The following is a 17,310-nucleotide window of genomic DNA, read 5'->3' as shown; positions in this document are numbered from 1 at the left end:
TTACTGCGCGTCTTCCTGAGCTACTCGCTGGACGACGGGCAGCAAATCCTCGGCGAGAAGTTCTTGGAGGAACACCGCGGCGACGCGATGCTGGCGGTCCAGGACGATCGTCGTCGGAATGACCGACGTGGGGTAGCCGTCACCGAGGGCGATCAGCGAACGCATCGACGGGTCGTAGATCGACGGGTACGAGACCTTGTTGTCGACCACGAAGTCCTGCGCTTTGTTCTTGGTGTCGTCGCGGACGTTGATGCCGAGGAACTGCACGCCCGAATCCTTGGTCTGCTCGTAGACCTGTTCCAGATCGTCGGCTTCGGCACGGCACGGTCCGCACCACTGACCCCAGACGTTGAGGACGACGACCTTGCCCTCGAAGTCGTCGACACCGACCTTCTGACCTTCGTTCATCAGATCGGGCCCGGAGAGCTTGCCGATGGTGCCTCGGTCGGACGGCGGATCGTAGAAGATCTTGGTTTGTCCGCCCGGTGAGACGAAGTCGAAAGTTCCGCCCTGTGCGACGGCGTCGTCGCCGGTCGCGCAGGACGAGAGAAGAAGCATCGCCGACGCAGCGGCTGCGAATGCTGCGGCGATGCGGCGCGAAATCATGCTCCTGTCACTCTCGGGTCGGAGGCGCCGGCAGGTTCGGAGTAGACGATGTCGACCAGGGTGTCGCCTTCGTAGACCAGTGAAGTCAACGAGGCCAGTCCACACTGACGGTGACGGGGATCGTGCCAGAGACGCTCGCCCTGCAGGAATCGACGCAGAGTCCAGACCGGAAGTTGATGGCTGACGACGACGGCTTCGTGTCCGACTGCCGCGACGCGTGCGGCATTGACGGCTGCGAGCATGCGATGGGCGATCTGCAGGTAGGGCTCGCCCCAGGACGGGGTGAACGGGTCACGCAGTTTCCACCAGTGACGCGGACGCGAGAGCGCACCGTCCCCGACGGCAACCTTGAGACCCTCGAACTCGTTGCCTGCCTCGATCAGGTTTTCGTCCGTGACGATGTCGAGCTTGTGTGCCTCGGCGATCGGAGTCGCGGTCTCTTGTGCCCGCTGCAGCGGCGACGCGACCACGTGGGTGATGTCGTGATCGGCGAGCACCGACGCGACCGCACGAGCCTGAGCTTCGCCCGCCACCGACAACCGGAAACCCGGGAGCCGTCCGTAGAGGATCCCGCGCGGGTTGTGTACTTCGCCGTGGCGCAGGACGTGGACGATGGTGCGGGTGGACGTGTGGTCGGGGTGATCGGCGTCGGTCACAGTCGAGGGTCCTCGCTGAAGATGATGGATGTCGGAAGCGTGCGGGTGTTCTGGAACTGGAACTGCTCAGGGCTTGACGGCAGCAGCCGCGGCCTTGGCTGCGTGAGGCATGGCGTCGGCGATGATCGAGAAGGCTCGATCGTCGAGGGCTGCGGAGACGAACCACGCTTCGAACGCGCTCGGCGGCGGGTACACGCCGCGGGAGAGCAGTGCGTGGAAGAAGGCGGGGAATCGCCAGGTCTGCGCGGCTTTGGCTTCGTCGTAGTTGGTCACCGTGTTCTCGGTGAAGAACACGCTCACCAAGGTGCCTGCGTACTGCACTCGGTGTTCGACGCCTTCGGCGGTGAGTGCTTGGGTCATGAGGTCGCCGAGGGCGGTCGCGTTCCGGCCGAGCTTGGCGTACACCTCGGCGTCGGCGGCGCGCAGGCTCGCGAGTCCGGCGGCGACGGCTACGGGGTTACCCGAGAGGGTGCCTGCCTGGTAGACGGGACCGTCCGGTGCGAGGTGGCCCATGATGTCGGCGCGGCCGCCGAATGCTGCGGCGGGCAGTCCGCCGCTCATGACCTTGCCGAAGGTGTAGAGGTCGCCTGCGACGTTGTCGATGCCGTACCAACCCGAGGCACTGACGCGGAATCCGGTCATCACCTCGTCCATGATCAGGAGTGCGCCGTGCTCACGGGTGAGACGACGCAGTCCCTCGTTGAAACCGGGAAGCGGTGCGACGGCGCCCATGTTTCCGGCGGCAGCTTCGGTGATGACACACGCGATGGCGCCGGGATTGGCCGCGAAGGCCGCGGCCACCGCGTCGAGATCGTTGTAGCGCACGACGATGGTGTCTTCTGCTTGAGCGCCGGTCACGCCGGGAGAGGTCGGCAGCCCGAACGTCGCGAGGCCGGATCCGGCGTCGGCGAGAAGGGCGTCGACGTGGCCGTGGTAGCAACCGGAGAACTTGACGATCTTGGTCCGCCCGGTGAATCCGCGGGCGAGGCGGACTGCGCTCATCGTGGCTTCGGTTCCGGAGTTGACCAGGCGAACCTTTTCCACGGGCGCGACGCGGGCGACGATTTCCTCGGCGAGAGCGACTTCGCCTTCGGTCGGCGCACCGAAGGAGAGACCTCCGAGCGCGGCTTCGCGAACGGCTTCGACGACTGCCGGGTGAGCGTGCCCGAGAATCATCGGACCCCAGGACGACACCAGGTCGACGTAGTTGTTTCCGTCGACGTCGGTGAGGGTGTAGCCGGATGCTTCGCGAATGAATCGCGGTGTTCCGCCGACCGAACCGAACGCGCGGACGGGCGAGTTGACGCCACCCGGAATCACGTTGCCGGCACGTTCGAAGAGCCGAGCGGAGTTCGTTGCATGCACGTCGGGATCACCGGAAGACACAGTCACGGCTTCCAGTGTCCCAGTTCTGTCGAATCTGACAACGACAGGGTGTAGGACTTCGGTGCTCGAGGCGAGTTTTCCGGTCGAACCGGGCCCCGCGTGAGACGATTCCGGGCATGAAGCGACTGTTGACGACGCTGATGGTCTCGGCTGCGATTCTTCTCACATCGTGTGGTTCGGACGCTTCGAACGACGACAAGGCGACAGTTTCGTCGCCGCCGAGCGCCACCGACTCGGCTCGAACCACCGCGGCGACGAGCACCGACCCCGCGTTTCTCGGCGGGTGTTCGGCGGTGTCCGTCTACGTTCAGCAGCGTGTTCAGAGCGGCGACACGTCGACCCAGACGGCGGGCGCCGACTTCCTGAAGATCGTCGAGAACGACCCTTCGTACCAGGCTATGTCCGAGAGCGAGAAGGAACTCTTCCGCCAAGGAATCGAAGCGGGTGCCGCGGGCTCCTGCTGAATGTGAGGTTGGGATCGAACCGGGTTGCCCGCGGTGCGCTACGCGCTATCGTCGGTTCCATGGCCACCACAGCGGACCACCTCAGGACAACACTCGACGGACGCTGGCGGGAGGTGCGTGAGCGCGTTCGCGGCGAATTGAACGACGAACGTTTTGCTCCGCACTACACACCCAACACCGCCATTGCGCGCTCCAAGGCTCTCGAACAGATGCGGGTCCTCGCCGATCTCGGGTACGCCGCAAACGGTTTCGCGGTCTCTCACGGCGGAACGGGCGACGCGGGTGGCGCCGTCACCAGCATCGAGATGCTCGCGATGTCCGACCTCTCACTGATGGTCAAGGCCGGCGTCCAGTGGGGTCTGTTCGGCGGCGCCATCGAAAACCTCGGCACCGAGCGTCACCACCAGGCGTACGTCAAGCCGCTGATCGATCTGGACCTGCTCGGTTGCTTTGCGATGACCGAGACCGGTCACGGCAGCGACGTCCAGGAACTCGAAACCACGGCGACCTACGACGTCGAGACGGGCGAGTTCGTCGTCAACTCCCCCACTCCGTCCTCTCGCAAGGACTACATCGGCGGCGCTGCCCAGCACGCCACCGTCGCAGCGGTGTTCGCACAGCTGATCACCGGAGGCGAAAGTCAGGGCGTCCACTGCTTTGTCGTGCCGATTCGTGACGACGCCGGCAACGACCTCCCCGGCGTCACGACGTCCGACTGCGGGCTCAAGGGTGGACTGCCCGGAGTCGACAACGGCCGCATCGTCTTCGACCAGGTCCGCATCCCGCGTGAGAATCTACTCAACCGTTACGCCGACGTCGCCGAGGACGGCACGTACAGTTCGGCGATCGAGAACCCGAACCGTCGTTTCTTCACGATGGTCGGCACACTGGTTCGTGGACGTGTCACCGTCGGTGGTTCCGCGGCAGCGGCCGCCCGCGTCGGATTGGCCATCGCCGGTCGATACGCCCTGCAGCGCAGGCAGTTCAGTGCTCCGAAGAGTGACGACGAAGTCCTGATCATGGACTACCTCGTCCACCAGAAGCGTCTGCTGCCGTTGATCGCCCGCTCGTACGCTCTGCAGTTCGCACAGAACGAACTCGTCGCCGCGATGCACGACATCCAGAGCAGCGACGACCCGGATCCGCAGGAGCAGCGCGAACTCGAAGGTCGCGCCGCCGGACTCAAGGCCGCCAACACCTGGCATGCCACTCGGGCCATCCAGGAAGCACGCGAAGCCTGCGGCGGCGCAGGCTATCTCGCCGAGAACCGCCTCACCGCACTCAAGGCGGACACCGACGTCTTCACCACGTTCGAGGGTGACAACCACGTTCTGACGCAGTTGGTCGCAAAAGAACTCCTCACCTCCTACGCCGACGAAGTCCGCGGCATGAGCCCGGTCGACTGGATGCGCTTCGCCGCTACGACGGTCTCCGACGTGGTCAAGAAACGCACGGCAGCGCAGCAGATCCTGCAGACGATCGTCGACACTCGCCAGGACAACGAAGAGGACGGCAGCCTCTTCAACCGCGGCACCCAGATGAAGATGTTCGAAGACCGCGAAGAGTACCTAATCGCCACTGCGGCAAGGCGATTGCAGGCAGCGCAGAAGCGCGAGGAGAACCCGTTCGACGCGTTCAACTTCGTGCAGGACCACGTACTCAAAGCCGCTCAGGCGCACATCGAGCGCGTCATCCTGGAAGCATTCGTCGCCGGCATCGACTCGTGTGAGGACGAGACCGCGAAGGAACTCTTCGGCGAGGTGTGCGATCTCTACGCACTGTCCGTGATCGAAGAGGACAAGGCCTGGTTCATGGAGCACCGGCATCTGTCGGTGGAGCGTTCGAAGGCCGTGACGCGCGGAATCAACGAGCGTTGCCGCACCCTGCGCCCCCACGTCGAGACACTGATCGACGGGTTCGGCATTCCGGACATCCTGCTGGGGTCCGCGATGCTCGACGGACCGGGCACCGACGCGGTACGGCTGAAGTAAGGGTTCGGGTGGGGTCGGCAATCGCCGGCCCCACCACACTCAGTGCGCTGCTGCCTTTTTCGACTGGCGAGAGGCGAGCAGTCCGGTCAGGCCGAGTGCCGCGACCAGCCAGATCCCCAGAACGAGCAGGTGCGGTCCGGCGCCGTTGCCACTGAAGTAGATGACGGAGCGGATGGGCTCCATGGCTGCCGATCCGAGCCAGAACGAATGGATGTGCTGCCAGAATCCGGGCAGGAACGACACCGGAATGGCACCACCCGAACTCGGGAAGTTGATGAAAACGAGCACCGTCAGCACCGCGAAGATCGCGGCTTGGCCGAGCAGTCGATTGAGCAGGATGCTCACCGCACCGACGGTGAACGTGTAAACCATCGAGATTCCCAGCAGTTGCAGGATCTGGCCGAACGACGCCCCGAAGGCGTGCATGAAGATGCTGGTGATGCCGAAGGCTATGAGCGGGGTGAGTATCGCCGCACCGGCCAGGATCGAATACTGCTCGCGCAACCGCATTCTCGGCGCAACCTGACTGAGCACCGTGATGGTCAGGTAGCCACCGAGGGTGCAGACGATCAGGAAGTAGAAGAGTCCGACAGTCGAGGAGTCGCGCGCCGTGACAGGCGCCGAGTCGATCACCGTGACCTGCTGCCCCGTCTGCTCCGCAACCGAATGCGCCAAGCTGCTCACCACGGAAACCGTCGAGGCGCCCGCGCCGGTGGCGATATGTGCGGTCACGGTGTCACCGATCTCGATAGCGCCGATCGCATCGCGGTTGTCGATCCGAGAGAGTGCGTCGGCGGCGTTGGCTGTGGCAACGATGTCGAACTTGTCACCCGACGAAGCCTGGATTCCGTCGATCAGCGGGGCCGTGACGGACGGCGACCCGACCACCACGATCGGTGCCTGATTCGGCGTCGGCGAATGGAAGGCGCTGACGTAGCACAGGCAGAACATGATGACGAAGAACAACGGAAATGCGAGTCCACTGCCCACCATCTTCCAATTGGTCGGCGGATCGACAACTTCTTCGCTGGGTACTCGGACGTCGGTATCTGTCATATTCCACGCTCTCTTCACTAACCGCATCTAGCTGTCAACACCGTTGACAGACTCAACAGTCAACACCGTTGACACGTTATAGTCAACGCCGTTGACAACGCGGTCGGCGAGCGAGCACAGAGGTCGATGTCGTGACACCCACGAGGCACACGCCAGAGCAGGAGCAACCCTCGACATCCGAGGCGATTCGCGCGGCGGCGTTCCAACTGTTCGGCGAGCACGGGTTCGGCGGCACGTCAGTTCGCGCCATCGCCAAAGTTGCCGGAATCGATCCGGCCCTGGTCATCCGGCATTTCGGGTCCAAAGAAGCACTGTTCCTGGAAACCACGCCGGTTGCGGACTACTTCGAAGGCCAGTTCGACGGCCCACTCGACACCCTCGGTGAGCGAATCGCCGCCTTCGTCCTGGGCAAGGCCGACGCCCGGATGCTGTCGGTGTACACAGCGCTCATGCGAGCATCGGACAGTCCACGCATCCGGGAGCGACTCCGAGACATGACCGGAGTATTCGCCACCAATCTCGCCGCTCGTCTAGACGGCGAAGACGCGTACACCCGCGCACTCCTGGTCTCCGCCCAGGTGTCCGGGCTGTTGAGCGTCCTCAGCGACGAAAGTATCCCCCAGTCCGCAGATCGCGACGAGTTGGCAAAACTCTACGGCCGGGCGATGCAGACGCTGATCGATCAGTACTGAGCGATGACCTCCTCGGCAAACCGCCGAACGGAGTCGAGTCGTCCCTGACGATCACCGGAGTCAACTCCGTAGTGATACCAGGGCAAAACTCTGATTTCCGTGACTCCGAGAGTCTCGAGTTCGCGATATCCGTCCAGATCACGAACATCCGTCGGCGAGACGTTGACGCCGAAAGGAACATCGGCACGACCGTACTCGACCCGCAATTCCGTGAGACGATCGATGGCGCAGGCTAATTCGGCTTTGGTCGTGTTCACCGACATCCAACCGTCAGCCAGCCTGGCTGCACGACGCAACCCCGGTTCGCTGTGCCCACCGATGTAGATCGGAACCGGAATCTCCGGAGCAGGACTGATCATCAGAGCGTCGAAATCGTAGTGCTTGCCGTGGTATTCGACCCATTCCGGCCCACGTCCCGCACACACCGCCTTGATGATCTCGATGGCTTCGTCGGTACGCGCGCCGCGGGTGCGCATCTCGGTACCGGTGAAGGTGAATTCCTCGGGAATCCAGGACAAACCGACGCCGAGAGCGACGCGGTTCCTCGACATCACGGCCATGGTCGCGACCTGCTTGGCATTCAACAGCGGATCGCACAGTGGAAGTTTGAACACGTTGGTGTAGAACTGAATTCGCGATGTGACGGCCGCCATCGCCGCCATGGCAATGAACGGATCAGGCATCGGCGTCTCGGGCGCCCACATCCGCTTCCCGTCAGCAGTGTACGGGTACGGCGCCGACACCTGCTCCGGATAGAACACGGAATCCGGCATCGCGATTCCGTCGAACCCCACCTCTTCGGCGACCTGCGCCAACTCGCACAGTTCCAGCGCGTCGATCATCGCACCCGCCAAGGACCACTTCATCGTTCCACCGTTTCGCCGTTGGGCGAGATCCAAGCGCCGCCCAAGAACATAATGTCGGTGATGTTGCGAACGACGCCGTGAACGTTGCCGTCCCATGCGGTCAACACCGACGCCGGCCCCCAGATCACGTAAGGCACAGTCGCGTTGGCGTACTCCTGCACCTTGCTGATCGCCTCACGGACAGCATTGTCCGTCGATGCCGTCTGCACAGCTGTGATCATCGCGTCCATCTCCGGGTCCGCGAAGCCGGACGGGTTGTTCTTCGAATCACTGGCCATACTGTTGTACAAATTGAGGTACGGCGCTTCTTCTCCGACCGGAGCGCCACCTCTGGTCATGTCGAAATCGTGGTCCTTGTATACCCGTCGAACCAGATCGGTCACATCGGTCGCGTAGTCGATGGTGACGTCGAAACCGATCGCGTTCAGCGAAGCCTGAACCGTCAGTGCCGTCGCCTGTTGGCTCGGCTCCGAGGTGGTGAGGTAGCGGAGTTTCCCGTCGTACCCGTCGGACTTCGCTTGATCGAGCAGCGCCTTTGCCTTCACCTGATCGAACGGAATGCCTGCTGTGTTGTTGTACCAACGTGACGTCTGCGGGACCAGTTCGGAACTGGCGGTGCCCAATCCGTTGTTCGCCCGGGTATTGACCGCCGCCGGATCCACCCCGTAGGCGATCGCCTGACGGACGCGAACATCGGCCCCGGGCTTGCCCTCACGGTTGTTGATCGTGCCGATCCCGTTCTGTCCGGTCGGACTGAGGTAACCCGAGTATCCGTCGTCGAGAGCTTGTTCGATCACGGCCTCGTCGCGGAGAATGTACGTCATGTCGATCTGGCCGCTCTTCAACGATTCGTACTGAGACTGCGCGCCCGATGTAGGAACAAACCGCACTGTGTCCAGTGGAGGTTTACCGCCCTGATAATCCGTGCGTGCGGCGAGTACCAGTTCTTCGTGCGGGGCGAACTTGGCCAAGGTGAACGGACCCGCCCCGATCGGTGTGAACGCTCCCTCCCCGGTTCCTGAAACCGACCCTGCCTCTCCCCCTGAACTTCGCGCAACGATCATTCCGGGCCCGAGCGACAACAGCGCCGGGAATTGACGCCAGGGCCGCTCGAGCACGAATTCGACTGTGGTGGCGTCGGGCGTCTCGATCCGATCCACGATGTTGAGCCAGGTCTGCGATACATCACCCTTGCCTGCCACGAATCGATCGATACTCCACTTCACCGCTTCCGCGTCGAGCGGACTTCCGTCGCTGAAGGTGAGGCCATCAGCCAAAGTGACGGTGTACGAAGTGAAGTCGCTGTTGTTCGACAGTGTCTTCGCGAGTTGTGGCACGAAGCTCCCGTTTGTGGAGTCGCTGCGTACCAGCGTGTCGTAAATCGCGGCCATTTCGGTTCCGCCGGTCGAACCGGCGGCTTGCGTTCTCGTGGGGTCCAACGAGGAAGGGAACGCATAGGACCCGAAGGTGAGAACACCGCCGTCGATCCGCTCCCCCACATCTGGGGCGCCCACAAAACCAGCTGCGCCACTACTGCTCGATGAAGCCGATCCCGAGTTGTCCCCACTGCTCGACGCGCAGCCGGCCAACATCAATGCACCGGCAAGCCCGAGCGCGACAAAGCGAGGGCCGAACCTAATCTTCCTGGTGTACATACGTTCCCAATCTCCGTCAGCGTGTCAGATCTTGACTACCTTTGACGTCGGGATCGGGTGCGAGTCCGCCTTGATCCAGCGCAGCGCCCATGTCCCCTCGGTATGCGAATCGGTGTCGATCCAGTTGCCATAACCCGGATCCTTCGCCGCTACGACGATTGTCATGGTGCCGTCGTCGTTGAGCTTCGCGGTGTGATTGTTGATGTAGATGTTCGTGCGGTTGTAGTCGAGGGACTCGACCCAGAAGTTCTGCAGCACGAAGTTGAAGTACTCGCAGTTCGGAACCTCGGTCTCGATGACCCACGCCTCGTCCTCGGCGAGCTTCCAGTAACCGTGGAAGTAGAAGATCGTCGGATCGCCGCCGGCATCCTGGAAGTAGTCCTGTCCCCAGTCGAAAATCTCGTTGGTGTGCGGCTGGAATTTGCGCGACCATTCCAGGAAGGTCTCCGCCATCCCCTTCACGATCCCGACGGACTTGGTGAGGCGCTCGCCGATCTCTTCCGGACTCAACGGGACGAACTCCCCGTCCGGGTTCAGGCATTCGATGGTCAGATCACCGATGACCTCGTTGCGCCGATCCCGGTGAGTTTGCCGAACGGAGATGAGGTTGCTGTCGGGCGCCAAAGGCAGCCAAGCACCCTCGTCGGGCTTGTCGACGCTCGCGATGAACTCGAAACGGCCGTTCTCGTCGACCTCGAGGTCGTGGATATGCAGATCGCCGGTCTGCAGCATGGTGCCGTCGATGTGGTACCGATTTACGCGCGAGCCGAAGGTGATCAGCGGGACGGTGCCTCGGGTGCCGATGATCCGGTAGTTGTACTTACCGGAAATGTTGGCGCGCATGTAGACGTTGTCCGGGTTGTCGGCACCGATCTTCGTCATCATGTTCGGGTTCGGAGCCGACGAGAACTGCGGCCACCGCGGATCGGTGTACTCGACACAGTTGATCGTGCCGTACCGCAGCAACCGACTCAGGTAGCGGACGCCCTCGGCTTGAGTCAGCGGATCCTGAGGGACGATCTCGTCTTCCAGGACCTTTCCGACCTCGAGCAGATCTGCGCAGAACTTTTCCCAAACAGCATTCATGTGAATCTCCTTGTTTCGGTTGGGGCTTCGCCCTGTGCGCCTTTTTGGTAGTCGGCACTACCAAAAAGGCGCACAGGGCCGGAGGCCTTCAGGATGTGGTGGCGAACTTCGCTTCGACGTCGGCAGCGCTCACGCCGAAATCCTCGAGCGAATAGCGATGCGACGGACGACGGTGCTCGGCAAGGCTGGCCTGATGCGACGCCTCCACCGCGGCGCGGGCGTCGTCTGTGAAGGGCAGGGCGAACTGTGCATAGATCTTCTCGACGGTGCCGACCGCATCGGCGATGAAGTCCTTGTAGTCGACGTCGATGAACTGATCGGGGTTGTAACGGCTACGGGCATTGTTGAAGTTCGCATTCCCTCGCGCCCACAACTCCAGTTGCGTGCGCCCGATGGCCGGACGATCGAAGGCCCTCGACATGTCGTGTCCGCCCTGCTCTACGAGGCTGAAGGTGGACGCCATCGATGTCAACGGGTCCCGGAAGGTCCGAACGAACAGTGCATCCGGATAGACCGACATGATCTCGTCGATCGCGAAGACATGGCTCGGGCTTTTGAGCACCCACCGTCTGTCCTGGTCGTGCAGCCCGATCAACTGCAGGTTCTTCTTGTGCCGCGCATATGTTTCGGTCCAGTCCTGCTCCGCCAGCCACCGGGTGTAACTCGGCACGTACGCCACCGTCTCGAACGCGGTCGAGAGCATCGTCTGCTGCAGCAGCCGCCAGCATTCCTCGACCTCCTCCGCCCCCATGAAATGAACCTTCATCAGGTCTGCCTCGTTACGCTGGCGAGCACGGTAGAAGGCGTCGGAGCGAACGTAATCTTCGTTCTCCGACCACGTGTCGCGCTCGGGGCGCGGCTGCGGCGTCTCGGCGAGCCACATCTCGGCGCCCTGATGCGCCGGGTCGGCACCGAGCAAGCGGTGCAGCGCGGTGCTGCCGGTGCGGGTCAACCCGACCACGAAGATCGGGCGTTCGATCGGAACATCTACGTGCTCTGGATATTTCGCGAATCCGGCCTCGCTGGTCAGGCGACCCGCGAGCGCTCCGACGATCATCTTGCGAGCGATCACCCTGCCGTGAGGAGTGAGGTCGGCCTCGTTCTGGAACGACTCGAGGAGAACTCGAAGTCCTTCGAGATAGCTTTCGCTGCCGAAGTTTTCGTACCCGGCCGCCTCGCGCGCAGCCTGGTGCAGGTCATCGATGGAACCGATGCCGTCGTAATCCTGTGTCATGGCTAGTCCTTGTATGAGTTGATCAGTGGTGCGTGTGACCGCAGTTGACGTCGAGACATTGCCCTGTGATGGCCCTGGCTGAATCGGACAGGAGGAAGACGACAGCGTTTGCGATGTCATCTGGCTCCGGCAATCGGCGCAGATCGGCGCCCGCTGCGATCTCGTCGTAGATCACCTTGGGGTCGACTCCTGCCTCCGCCGCCTTCTTCTCGAACATGTTCTTGACCGAGTCCGCCCAGATATAGCCGGGAGCAACCGAATTGACTCGAACGCCCTTGGGACCGAGATCGATCGACAAACTGCGTGCCATTGCCAGGAGCCCGGATTTCATGATGCGGTAGGCCCCGAACCCGGGAAGCTGGTTGCGCAACACCATGGACGTGACCATCACGACGGACCCGTGCGACTCGATCAATGCCGGAGCAAATTCTCTGGTGACGTTCAACGCCGCGAGCAAGTTGATGTCGATGCCCGACTGGATGGACGCCACGTCGGCGTCCAGGAGCGGGACCTGCGCGGGTTGAACAAATGCGTTGTTCACCAAGCAATGCGCCGCACCGAACTCAGCGACAGTTGTCTCCGCCAACGAAGCGATCGAATCGACGTCGGTGAGGTTCGTCGGTACGGCCAACGCGATTCCGCCGCGGTCTCGAATCTCCCTTGCCACCGATTCCAAGCGCTCGGGTGTGCGGGCAGCCAGAACAACCTTCGCTCCGGCCGCCGCACTCTGCAGCGCAATCGAACGACCCAGCGCCGGGCCCACTCCCGAGACGACGACGACCTTGCCTGCCAGCAGGCCCTGATGGGTCAGCACAGCGCCTGCGGATCGAGAACAACACTCAGGGAGATGATCTTGCCGTTCTCGTCGAACTCGAACACGTCGGTGGCAGCGAAGTCGGGGATACCGGCGCGCTGCACCCGAAGCTGCATGGCTGCGTACTTTCCCGTCACCGAAATCGGACCGAGCAGGCTGACTGTGAAATCGACCTGCGCGTTCGCGGTATCGAATTCGCGAATCTCGTCGATGCCGCGGTAGGTCTGGACCCCCAGCGGTTCGTGTTGAACTGCGTCGGGCGCAAACAGCGCAACCAGTCCGTCGACGTCGTGACTTCCGAGACACTTGACGTAATCTTCTACGGCAGAAACTATTTCAGCCCTGTCAGGCATGGATGCTCCTCGTGTTCAGGCGGATCAAGAAATGGTTCCGCGAGCGCGGAGATGGTCGACGATCGCGATCGCAGCGTCCTCGGTCGTCGTGACACTGGTGTCGATGTGAATGTCAGGGTTCTGCGGCGGTTCGTACGGCGAATCGATTCCGGTGAAGTTCACCAACTCGCCCCGTCGAGCCTTCTTGTACAGACCCTTGGGATCTCGCTCCTCTGCGACGGCAAGAGCGGTGTCGACGAAGATTTCGACGAACTGTTCGTCGCCGATCAATTCACGGGCGGCATGACGCTCGGCCTCGAACGGTGAAATGAAGGACGCGAGCACGATCAGACCGGCGTCCGCCATCAGTCGGGTGACCTCGGTGACGCGACGGATGTTCTCGACGCGGTCGGCTTCGGTGAATCCGAGGTCTCGATTCAGCCCGTGACGGACGTTGTCTCCGTCGAGGAGGTAGGTGTGCGCGCCGAGTGCGTGCAGTTGACGCTCGACATCGTTCGCGATGGTCGACTTTCCCGAACCGGAGAGACCGGTGAACCACAGAACTGCGGGTTGGTGTCCCTTGAGCCTGGTGTGCGCGGCCTCGTCGACGTCGACGGATTGCCAGTGAATGTTGTCCGATCGACGCAGCGAGTGCGTGATCATGCCCGCACCGACAGTGCCGTTGGTAAGGCGGTCGATGAGGATGAAGCTACCGGTGTCACGGTTGCCGACGTACGGGTCGAACGGGACCGGTCGATCGAAACTGAGGTTGCAGACACCGATTTCGTTGAGCGCGAGAGTAGTCGTTGCGGTCTTCTCGAGAGTGTTGACGTTGATCTTGTGTTTCGGTTTGGTGATGCGCGCAGTGACTGTGACGGTACCGATCTGGCACAGGAACGGCCGTTCGGGCAGCATGGGAGCCTCACCCATCCAGACGATGCAGGCCTCGAACTGATCGGCTACGGCCGGCGGATTGTCGCCGATGGACAGCACATCACCGCGACTGATGTCGATCTCGTCGGCGAGCGTGATGGTGACCGAGCGGCCCGCACCGGCAACGTCGAGGTCGCCACCCATGGTCACGATGCGCTCGACTGTGGACGTCTTTCCACTGGGGAGCACGCGGATGGGATCTCCGGGAGATACGGTGCCGGAAACGATCTGGCCGGAGAATCCGCGGAAGTCGAGGTCCGGCCGGTTGACCCACTGCACCGGCATCCGGAACGGAGCCGCGGCGGCAGCATCGTCGATGTCCACGCTTTCGAGATGCTCGATCAGGCTTGGTCCGGAGTACCACGGGGTATTCGCACTGCGCTCGGTGAGATTGTCACCCATGTATGCCGACATCGGGATGGCGACGAACCCGTCCAGACCGATCTCGTGAGCGAACTCTGCATAATCCGCGGTAATGGCATCGAAGACCTCTTGCGAGTAGTCGACGAGGTCGAGTTTGTTCACGGCAAGCACCACGTGCTTGATCCCCAGCAACGACACCAGATACGAGTGCCGGCGGGTCTGAGTCAGTATCCCCTTGCGGGAATCGACAAGGATCACAGCAAGATCGGCGGTCGACGCGCCCGTCACCATGTTTCGGGTGTACTGCTCGTGCCCCGGAGTATCGGCGACGACGAACTTGCGTCGCTCGGTCGTGAAGTAGCGATAGGCGACGTCGATCGTGATGCCCTGCTCACGTTCGGCGGCGAGACCGTCGACCAGGAGCGCGAAATCGAGCCCCTCCCCCTGGGTTCCGCTCTTGCGCGAATCGGCTTCGAGCGCCGTCAACTGGTCGTCGAAGACGAGTTTCGATTCGTAGAGCAGACGGCCGATCAAGGTGCTCTTGCCGTCGTCGACGCTGCCGCACGTGATGAATCGCAGCATGCTCTTGTTCGCATGACGTTCGAGGTACGCCTCGATGTCGTCAGCGATCAGATCCGAGGAAACAGTCATCAGAAGTACCCCTCTTGCTTCTTCTTTTCCATCGACGCGCTGGAGTCGTGGTCGATGACCCGTCCCTGGCGTTCGGAAGTGGTGGTGAGCAACATTTCCGAGATGATCTCGGTCAGGCTCGTTGCGGTCGATTCGACGGCTCCGGTCAGCGGGTAGCAGCCGAGGGTGCGGAAACGAACGCTCTTGAGTTCCGGGGTCTCTCCCGGCAGTAACGGCATCCGGTCGTCGTCGACCATGATCAGCGCACCGTCCCGCTCGACGACGGGCCGCTTGTCGGCGAAATACAGCGGAACGATCGGAATCTCCTCCTGGCGTATGTATTCCCACACATCCAGCTCGGTCCAGTTCGAGAGAGGGAAGACGCGCAGGCTCTCGCCCGGCGCTTTGCGGACGTTGTACATCCGCCACAGTTCCGGTCGCTGCCGCTTGGGATCCCAACGGTGCGCAGCTGATCGGATCGAGAAGATGCGTTCCTTGGCGCGGGATTTTTCTTCGTCACGGCGGGCGCCGCCGAATGCAGCGTCGAACTTGTAGTGATCGAGGGCTTGTTTGAGGCCTTCGGTTTTCCACATGTCGGTATGGACAGCGCTGCCGTGAGTGAACGGGTTGATCCCCTGCTTCACGCAGTCCGGGTTGGTGTGGACGATCAGATCGAGATCGCCTGCAGCAGCGGTACTGTCACGAAGTTTGTACATTTCACGGAACTTCCACGTGGTATCGACGTGCAGAAGCGGAAACGGCAGCTTCGACGGATAGAAGGCCTTGCGCGCCAGATGCAGCATCACGGCGGAGTCCTTGCCCACCGAGTACAACATCACCGGGTTCTCGCTCTGGGCAACAGCTTCACGCATGATGTGAATGCTCTCGGCTTCGAGTCGTTCGAGGTGCGTCAGTGTCGCGGTCATCGGCCCAGTTCCTCCAGTGCTTTCGGGGCGAGTTCGGGTCGGCAGATCAGCAGATCCGGCAACCACGGGTTTTCCTGGTTGTAGCGCAGTTCGCTGCCATCGATACGCGAAACATGCAGTCCCGCAGCACGTGCGACAGCAGCGGGCGCCGCCGAATCCCATTCGTACTGTCCGCCCGCATGTGCGTAGATGTCTGCCTCACCCGAGACGACCGCCATTGCTTTGGCTCCGGCGGATCCCATTTCGATCAACTCCGCGCCCATCGAGTCGGCCATGCGCATGACCGGTTCCGGACGACGCGTCCGCGATACGACGACTCGAACCGGCGTTGCGGCATCCCGTTCGGTCCGATCATCGCTGCTCGAATAGGTGACGCCAAGGGCAGGCATTGCGACCGCACCGGTTGTGAGGACACCGTTTTCGGTCAGCGCAACATGAACGGCCCAGTCCGATCGTCCGGCCTCGCCGTACTCACGGGTGCCGTCGAGAGGGTCGACGATCCACACCCGATCCGCAGCCAGCCTCGCGAGTTCGTCAGCCCCTTCCTCCGACAGCACTGCATCCGCAGGAAAGCGTCGGGCAAGTTCGGCGACGATGAATTCGTGACTGAGCCGATCGGCCGCGTTCTTGAAAGTCGCGACATCACCGTCGTTTTCGCCGAGGGATTTCCGATGGTCGAGCAGAAGTTCTCCAGCCGCAGCGGCGATGTCGATCGCCGCGCGTTCATCGTTAGTGCGTGTCATAGGTACTCCACAACTGTGTAGACCTCCCGATCGATACGGGAAGAAAGGTCAGGCAGACCGCAGAGTGTCCAGCGCTTTGCACTGGCCTCGATGTGGTCTGCGCCATACCGTAACACCAGAATGAACGATGTTCATTCTATTTCGAACAATGTTCATTCTATGATCTGAGTCACATCGAATTCTGGGCGGCGTTCGACAACGAACAGTGTTCGATGTGAATTGAGGATGCCGACCACCGCGACTACGGTGATCAAATGAGCAGTACCAGCAGCAAGTCGATCTACGGCGACGCCGAAGTGCGTCGACGCCGAACTCTCGACGCGGCGATCTCGCTTCTGGACGAAGGAGGCTACTCCGCGCTCACGATCCGCGCTGTCGCCAAACGAGCCGGCACCAGCACTGGCCTGATCTACCAGTACTTCGTCGACAAGCAGGACATCTTCGCCGCCCTCCTCAGCGAAAGTCAGCTGGAAATGGCGGACTTCGTGAACTCGCTCCCCCGCGAGCAGGGACTGAGCGCCTTACTCGAGTCCATGATTTCCGAGTTTGCTCGGCACTGGGCACGGGTGGGTCGACTCACCACCACTTGGCGCGACATCGAAGGCATGGCCGGGTCCGACCGAGAAAGCATGCGGGAACTTCACGCATCCGTAGCGGTCTACAACTCGGCATTGATTCGAGCGCTCACCGAATCTGCTGCAGCCGAAGGGAGCCGGTTGATCGACGACCCCGCGTTGATCCATCTCGTGCTCTCCGGACTCAAAGGCCTGTCGGACACCATCGTCATCAACATCGCCAAAGAAGTCACACCCGAGTACTTCGTGAGCTTCTCCGCCCGGGCGCTCGCGCGGTCCATCACGGAGTGACGGACCGACAC

Annotated in this window: 17 protein-coding genes; 4 read left to right on the top strand and 13 right to left on the bottom strand. The window is 62.1% G+C overall.

All coding sequences use genetic code 11. The features are described from left to right. The 3 genes from ATN38_RS16720 to hemL form a co-directional block, all read right to left on the bottom strand. Positions 1 to 606 carry a TlpA disulfide reductase family protein gene (locus ATN38_RS16720; protein WP_003942071.1) on the bottom strand — a complete coding sequence of 202 codons (606 nt, stop codon included), beginning with the start codon at positions 604 to 606 and terminating at the stop codon, positions 1 to 3. Continuing rightward, positions 603 to 1,262 (bottom strand): histidine phosphatase family protein, encoded by a 660-nt coding sequence (locus ATN38_RS16715; protein WP_003941868.1) that lies wholly within the window; start codon positions 1,260 to 1,262, stop codon positions 603 to 605. Before ATN38_RS16715 ends, ATN38_RS16720 begins: the two co-directional genes overlap by 4 nt. Before the next feature lie 66 nt (positions 1,263 to 1,328). Next, a complete protein-coding gene (hemL, locus tag ATN38_RS16710) occupies positions 1,329 to 2,654 on the bottom strand; it encodes a glutamate-1-semialdehyde 2,1-aminomutase (RefSeq protein WP_037129903.1) in 1,326 nt (441 codons plus the stop codon). 110 nt (positions 2,655 to 2,764) lie between these two features. On the opposite strand from hemL, the gene ATN38_RS16705 reads away from it, so the two are divergent. Continuing rightward, complete coding sequence (locus ATN38_RS16705; RefSeq protein WP_007735283.1) at positions 2,765 to 3,112, top strand: hypothetical protein; 348 nt, start codon at positions 2,765 to 2,767, stop codon at positions 3,110 to 3,112. A 59-nt stretch (positions 3,113 to 3,171) separates the two neighbouring features. Further along, positions 3,172 to 5,103, top strand: a complete 1,932-nt coding sequence (locus tag ATN38_RS16700) for an acyl-CoA dehydrogenase (RefSeq protein WP_209921315.1) — start codon at positions 3,172 to 3,174, stop codon at positions 5,101 to 5,103. A gap of 39 nt (positions 5,104 to 5,142) precedes the next feature. Here the strand turns inward: ATN38_RS16700 and ATN38_RS16695 are convergent, their stop codons facing one another. Beyond that, positions 5,143 to 6,159: an ABC transporter permease gene (locus ATN38_RS16695; protein ID WP_003941940.1), complete on the bottom strand. Its 1,017-nt coding sequence runs from the start codon at positions 6,157 to 6,159 to the stop codon at positions 5,143 to 5,145. Between the two features lie 131 nt (positions 6,160 to 6,290). On the opposite strand from ATN38_RS16695, the gene ATN38_RS16690 reads away from it, so the two are divergent. Next, positions 6,291 to 6,851, top strand: coding sequence for a TetR family transcriptional regulator (locus tag ATN38_RS16690; protein ID WP_003941925.1), 561 nt, complete (start codon positions 6,291 to 6,293; stop codon positions 6,849 to 6,851). On the opposite strand, the gene ATN38_RS16685 is transcribed toward ATN38_RS16690, so the two are convergent. The 9 genes from ATN38_RS16685 to ATN38_RS16645 form a co-directional block, all read right to left on the bottom strand. Next, entirely contained in the window at positions 6,842 to 7,717 is an 876-nt protein-coding gene (locus ATN38_RS16685; RefSeq protein WP_218748264.1) for a TIGR03619 family F420-dependent LLM class oxidoreductase, read from the bottom strand. The two genes, ATN38_RS16690 and ATN38_RS16685, sit on opposite strands and share 10 nt — an antisense overlap. After that, complete coding sequence (locus ATN38_RS16680; protein WP_218748263.1) at positions 7,714 to 9,372, bottom strand: ABC transporter substrate-binding protein; 1,659 nt, start codon at positions 9,370 to 9,372, stop codon at positions 7,714 to 7,716. The genes ATN38_RS16685 and ATN38_RS16680 overlap by 4 nt, the downstream gene beginning before the upstream one ends. Before the next feature lie 24 nt (positions 9,373 to 9,396). Beyond that, positions 9,397 to 10,458 carry a DUF1214 domain-containing protein gene (locus tag ATN38_RS16675; RefSeq protein ID WP_218748262.1) on the bottom strand — a complete coding sequence of 354 codons (1,062 nt, stop codon included), beginning with the start codon at positions 10,456 to 10,458 and terminating at the stop codon, positions 9,397 to 9,399. Positions 10,459 to 10,546: 88 nt separating this feature from the next. Further along, the gene (locus tag ATN38_RS16670) at positions 10,547 to 11,692 is read right to left on the bottom strand and encodes a sulfotransferase (RefSeq protein WP_064443319.1); all 1,146 of its coding nucleotides are present in this window, start codon (positions 11,690 to 11,692) and stop codon (positions 10,547 to 10,549) included. A gap of 22 nt (positions 11,693 to 11,714) precedes the next feature. Beyond that, positions 11,715 to 12,506, bottom strand: a complete 792-nt coding sequence (locus tag ATN38_RS16665; protein ID WP_064113990.1) for an SDR family oxidoreductase — start codon at positions 12,504 to 12,506, stop codon at positions 11,715 to 11,717. Continuing rightward, positions 12,500 to 12,859: a nuclear transport factor 2 family protein gene (locus ATN38_RS16660; protein ID WP_003942015.1), complete on the bottom strand. Its 360-nt coding sequence runs from the start codon at positions 12,857 to 12,859 to the stop codon at positions 12,500 to 12,502. The genes ATN38_RS16665 and ATN38_RS16660 overlap by 7 nt, the downstream gene beginning before the upstream one ends. A 24-nt stretch (positions 12,860 to 12,883) precedes the next feature. Continuing rightward, positions 12,884 to 14,785, bottom strand: a complete 1,902-nt coding sequence (cysN, locus tag ATN38_RS16655; RefSeq protein WP_007735300.1) for a sulfate adenylyltransferase subunit CysN — start codon at positions 14,783 to 14,785, stop codon at positions 12,884 to 12,886. Beyond that, positions 14,785 to 15,690, bottom strand: a complete 906-nt coding sequence (gene cysD, locus ATN38_RS16650) for a sulfate adenylyltransferase subunit CysD (protein WP_042453017.1) — start codon at positions 15,688 to 15,690, stop codon at positions 14,785 to 14,787. Before cysD ends, cysN begins: the two co-directional genes overlap by 1 nt. Continuing rightward, entirely contained in the window at positions 15,687 to 16,433 is a 747-nt protein-coding gene (locus tag ATN38_RS16645; protein ID WP_116057026.1) for a 3'(2'),5'-bisphosphate nucleotidase CysQ, read from the bottom strand. Before ATN38_RS16645 ends, cysD begins: the two co-directional genes overlap by 4 nt. Before the next feature lie 254 nt (positions 16,434 to 16,687). Here ATN38_RS16645 and ATN38_RS16640 point away from each other — a divergent pair, with 254 nt between their 5' ends. Then, positions 16,688 to 17,299: a TetR/AcrR family transcriptional regulator gene (locus ATN38_RS16640; protein WP_003942004.1), complete on the top strand. Its 612-nt coding sequence runs from the start codon at positions 16,688 to 16,690 to the stop codon at positions 17,297 to 17,299. The last annotated feature ends 11 nt before the right edge of the window (positions 17,300 to 17,310 follow it).

This window comes from Rhodococcus sp. FH8, from assembly GCF_019266085.1.
In the GTDB taxonomy this organism is placed as follows: domain Bacteria; phylum Actinomycetota; class Actinomycetes; order Mycobacteriales; family Mycobacteriaceae; genus Rhodococcus_F; species Rhodococcus_F qingshengii.
Note: the sequence above shows the minus strand (reverse complement) of the source record. Positions and strands in the feature narration are given on the sequence as shown.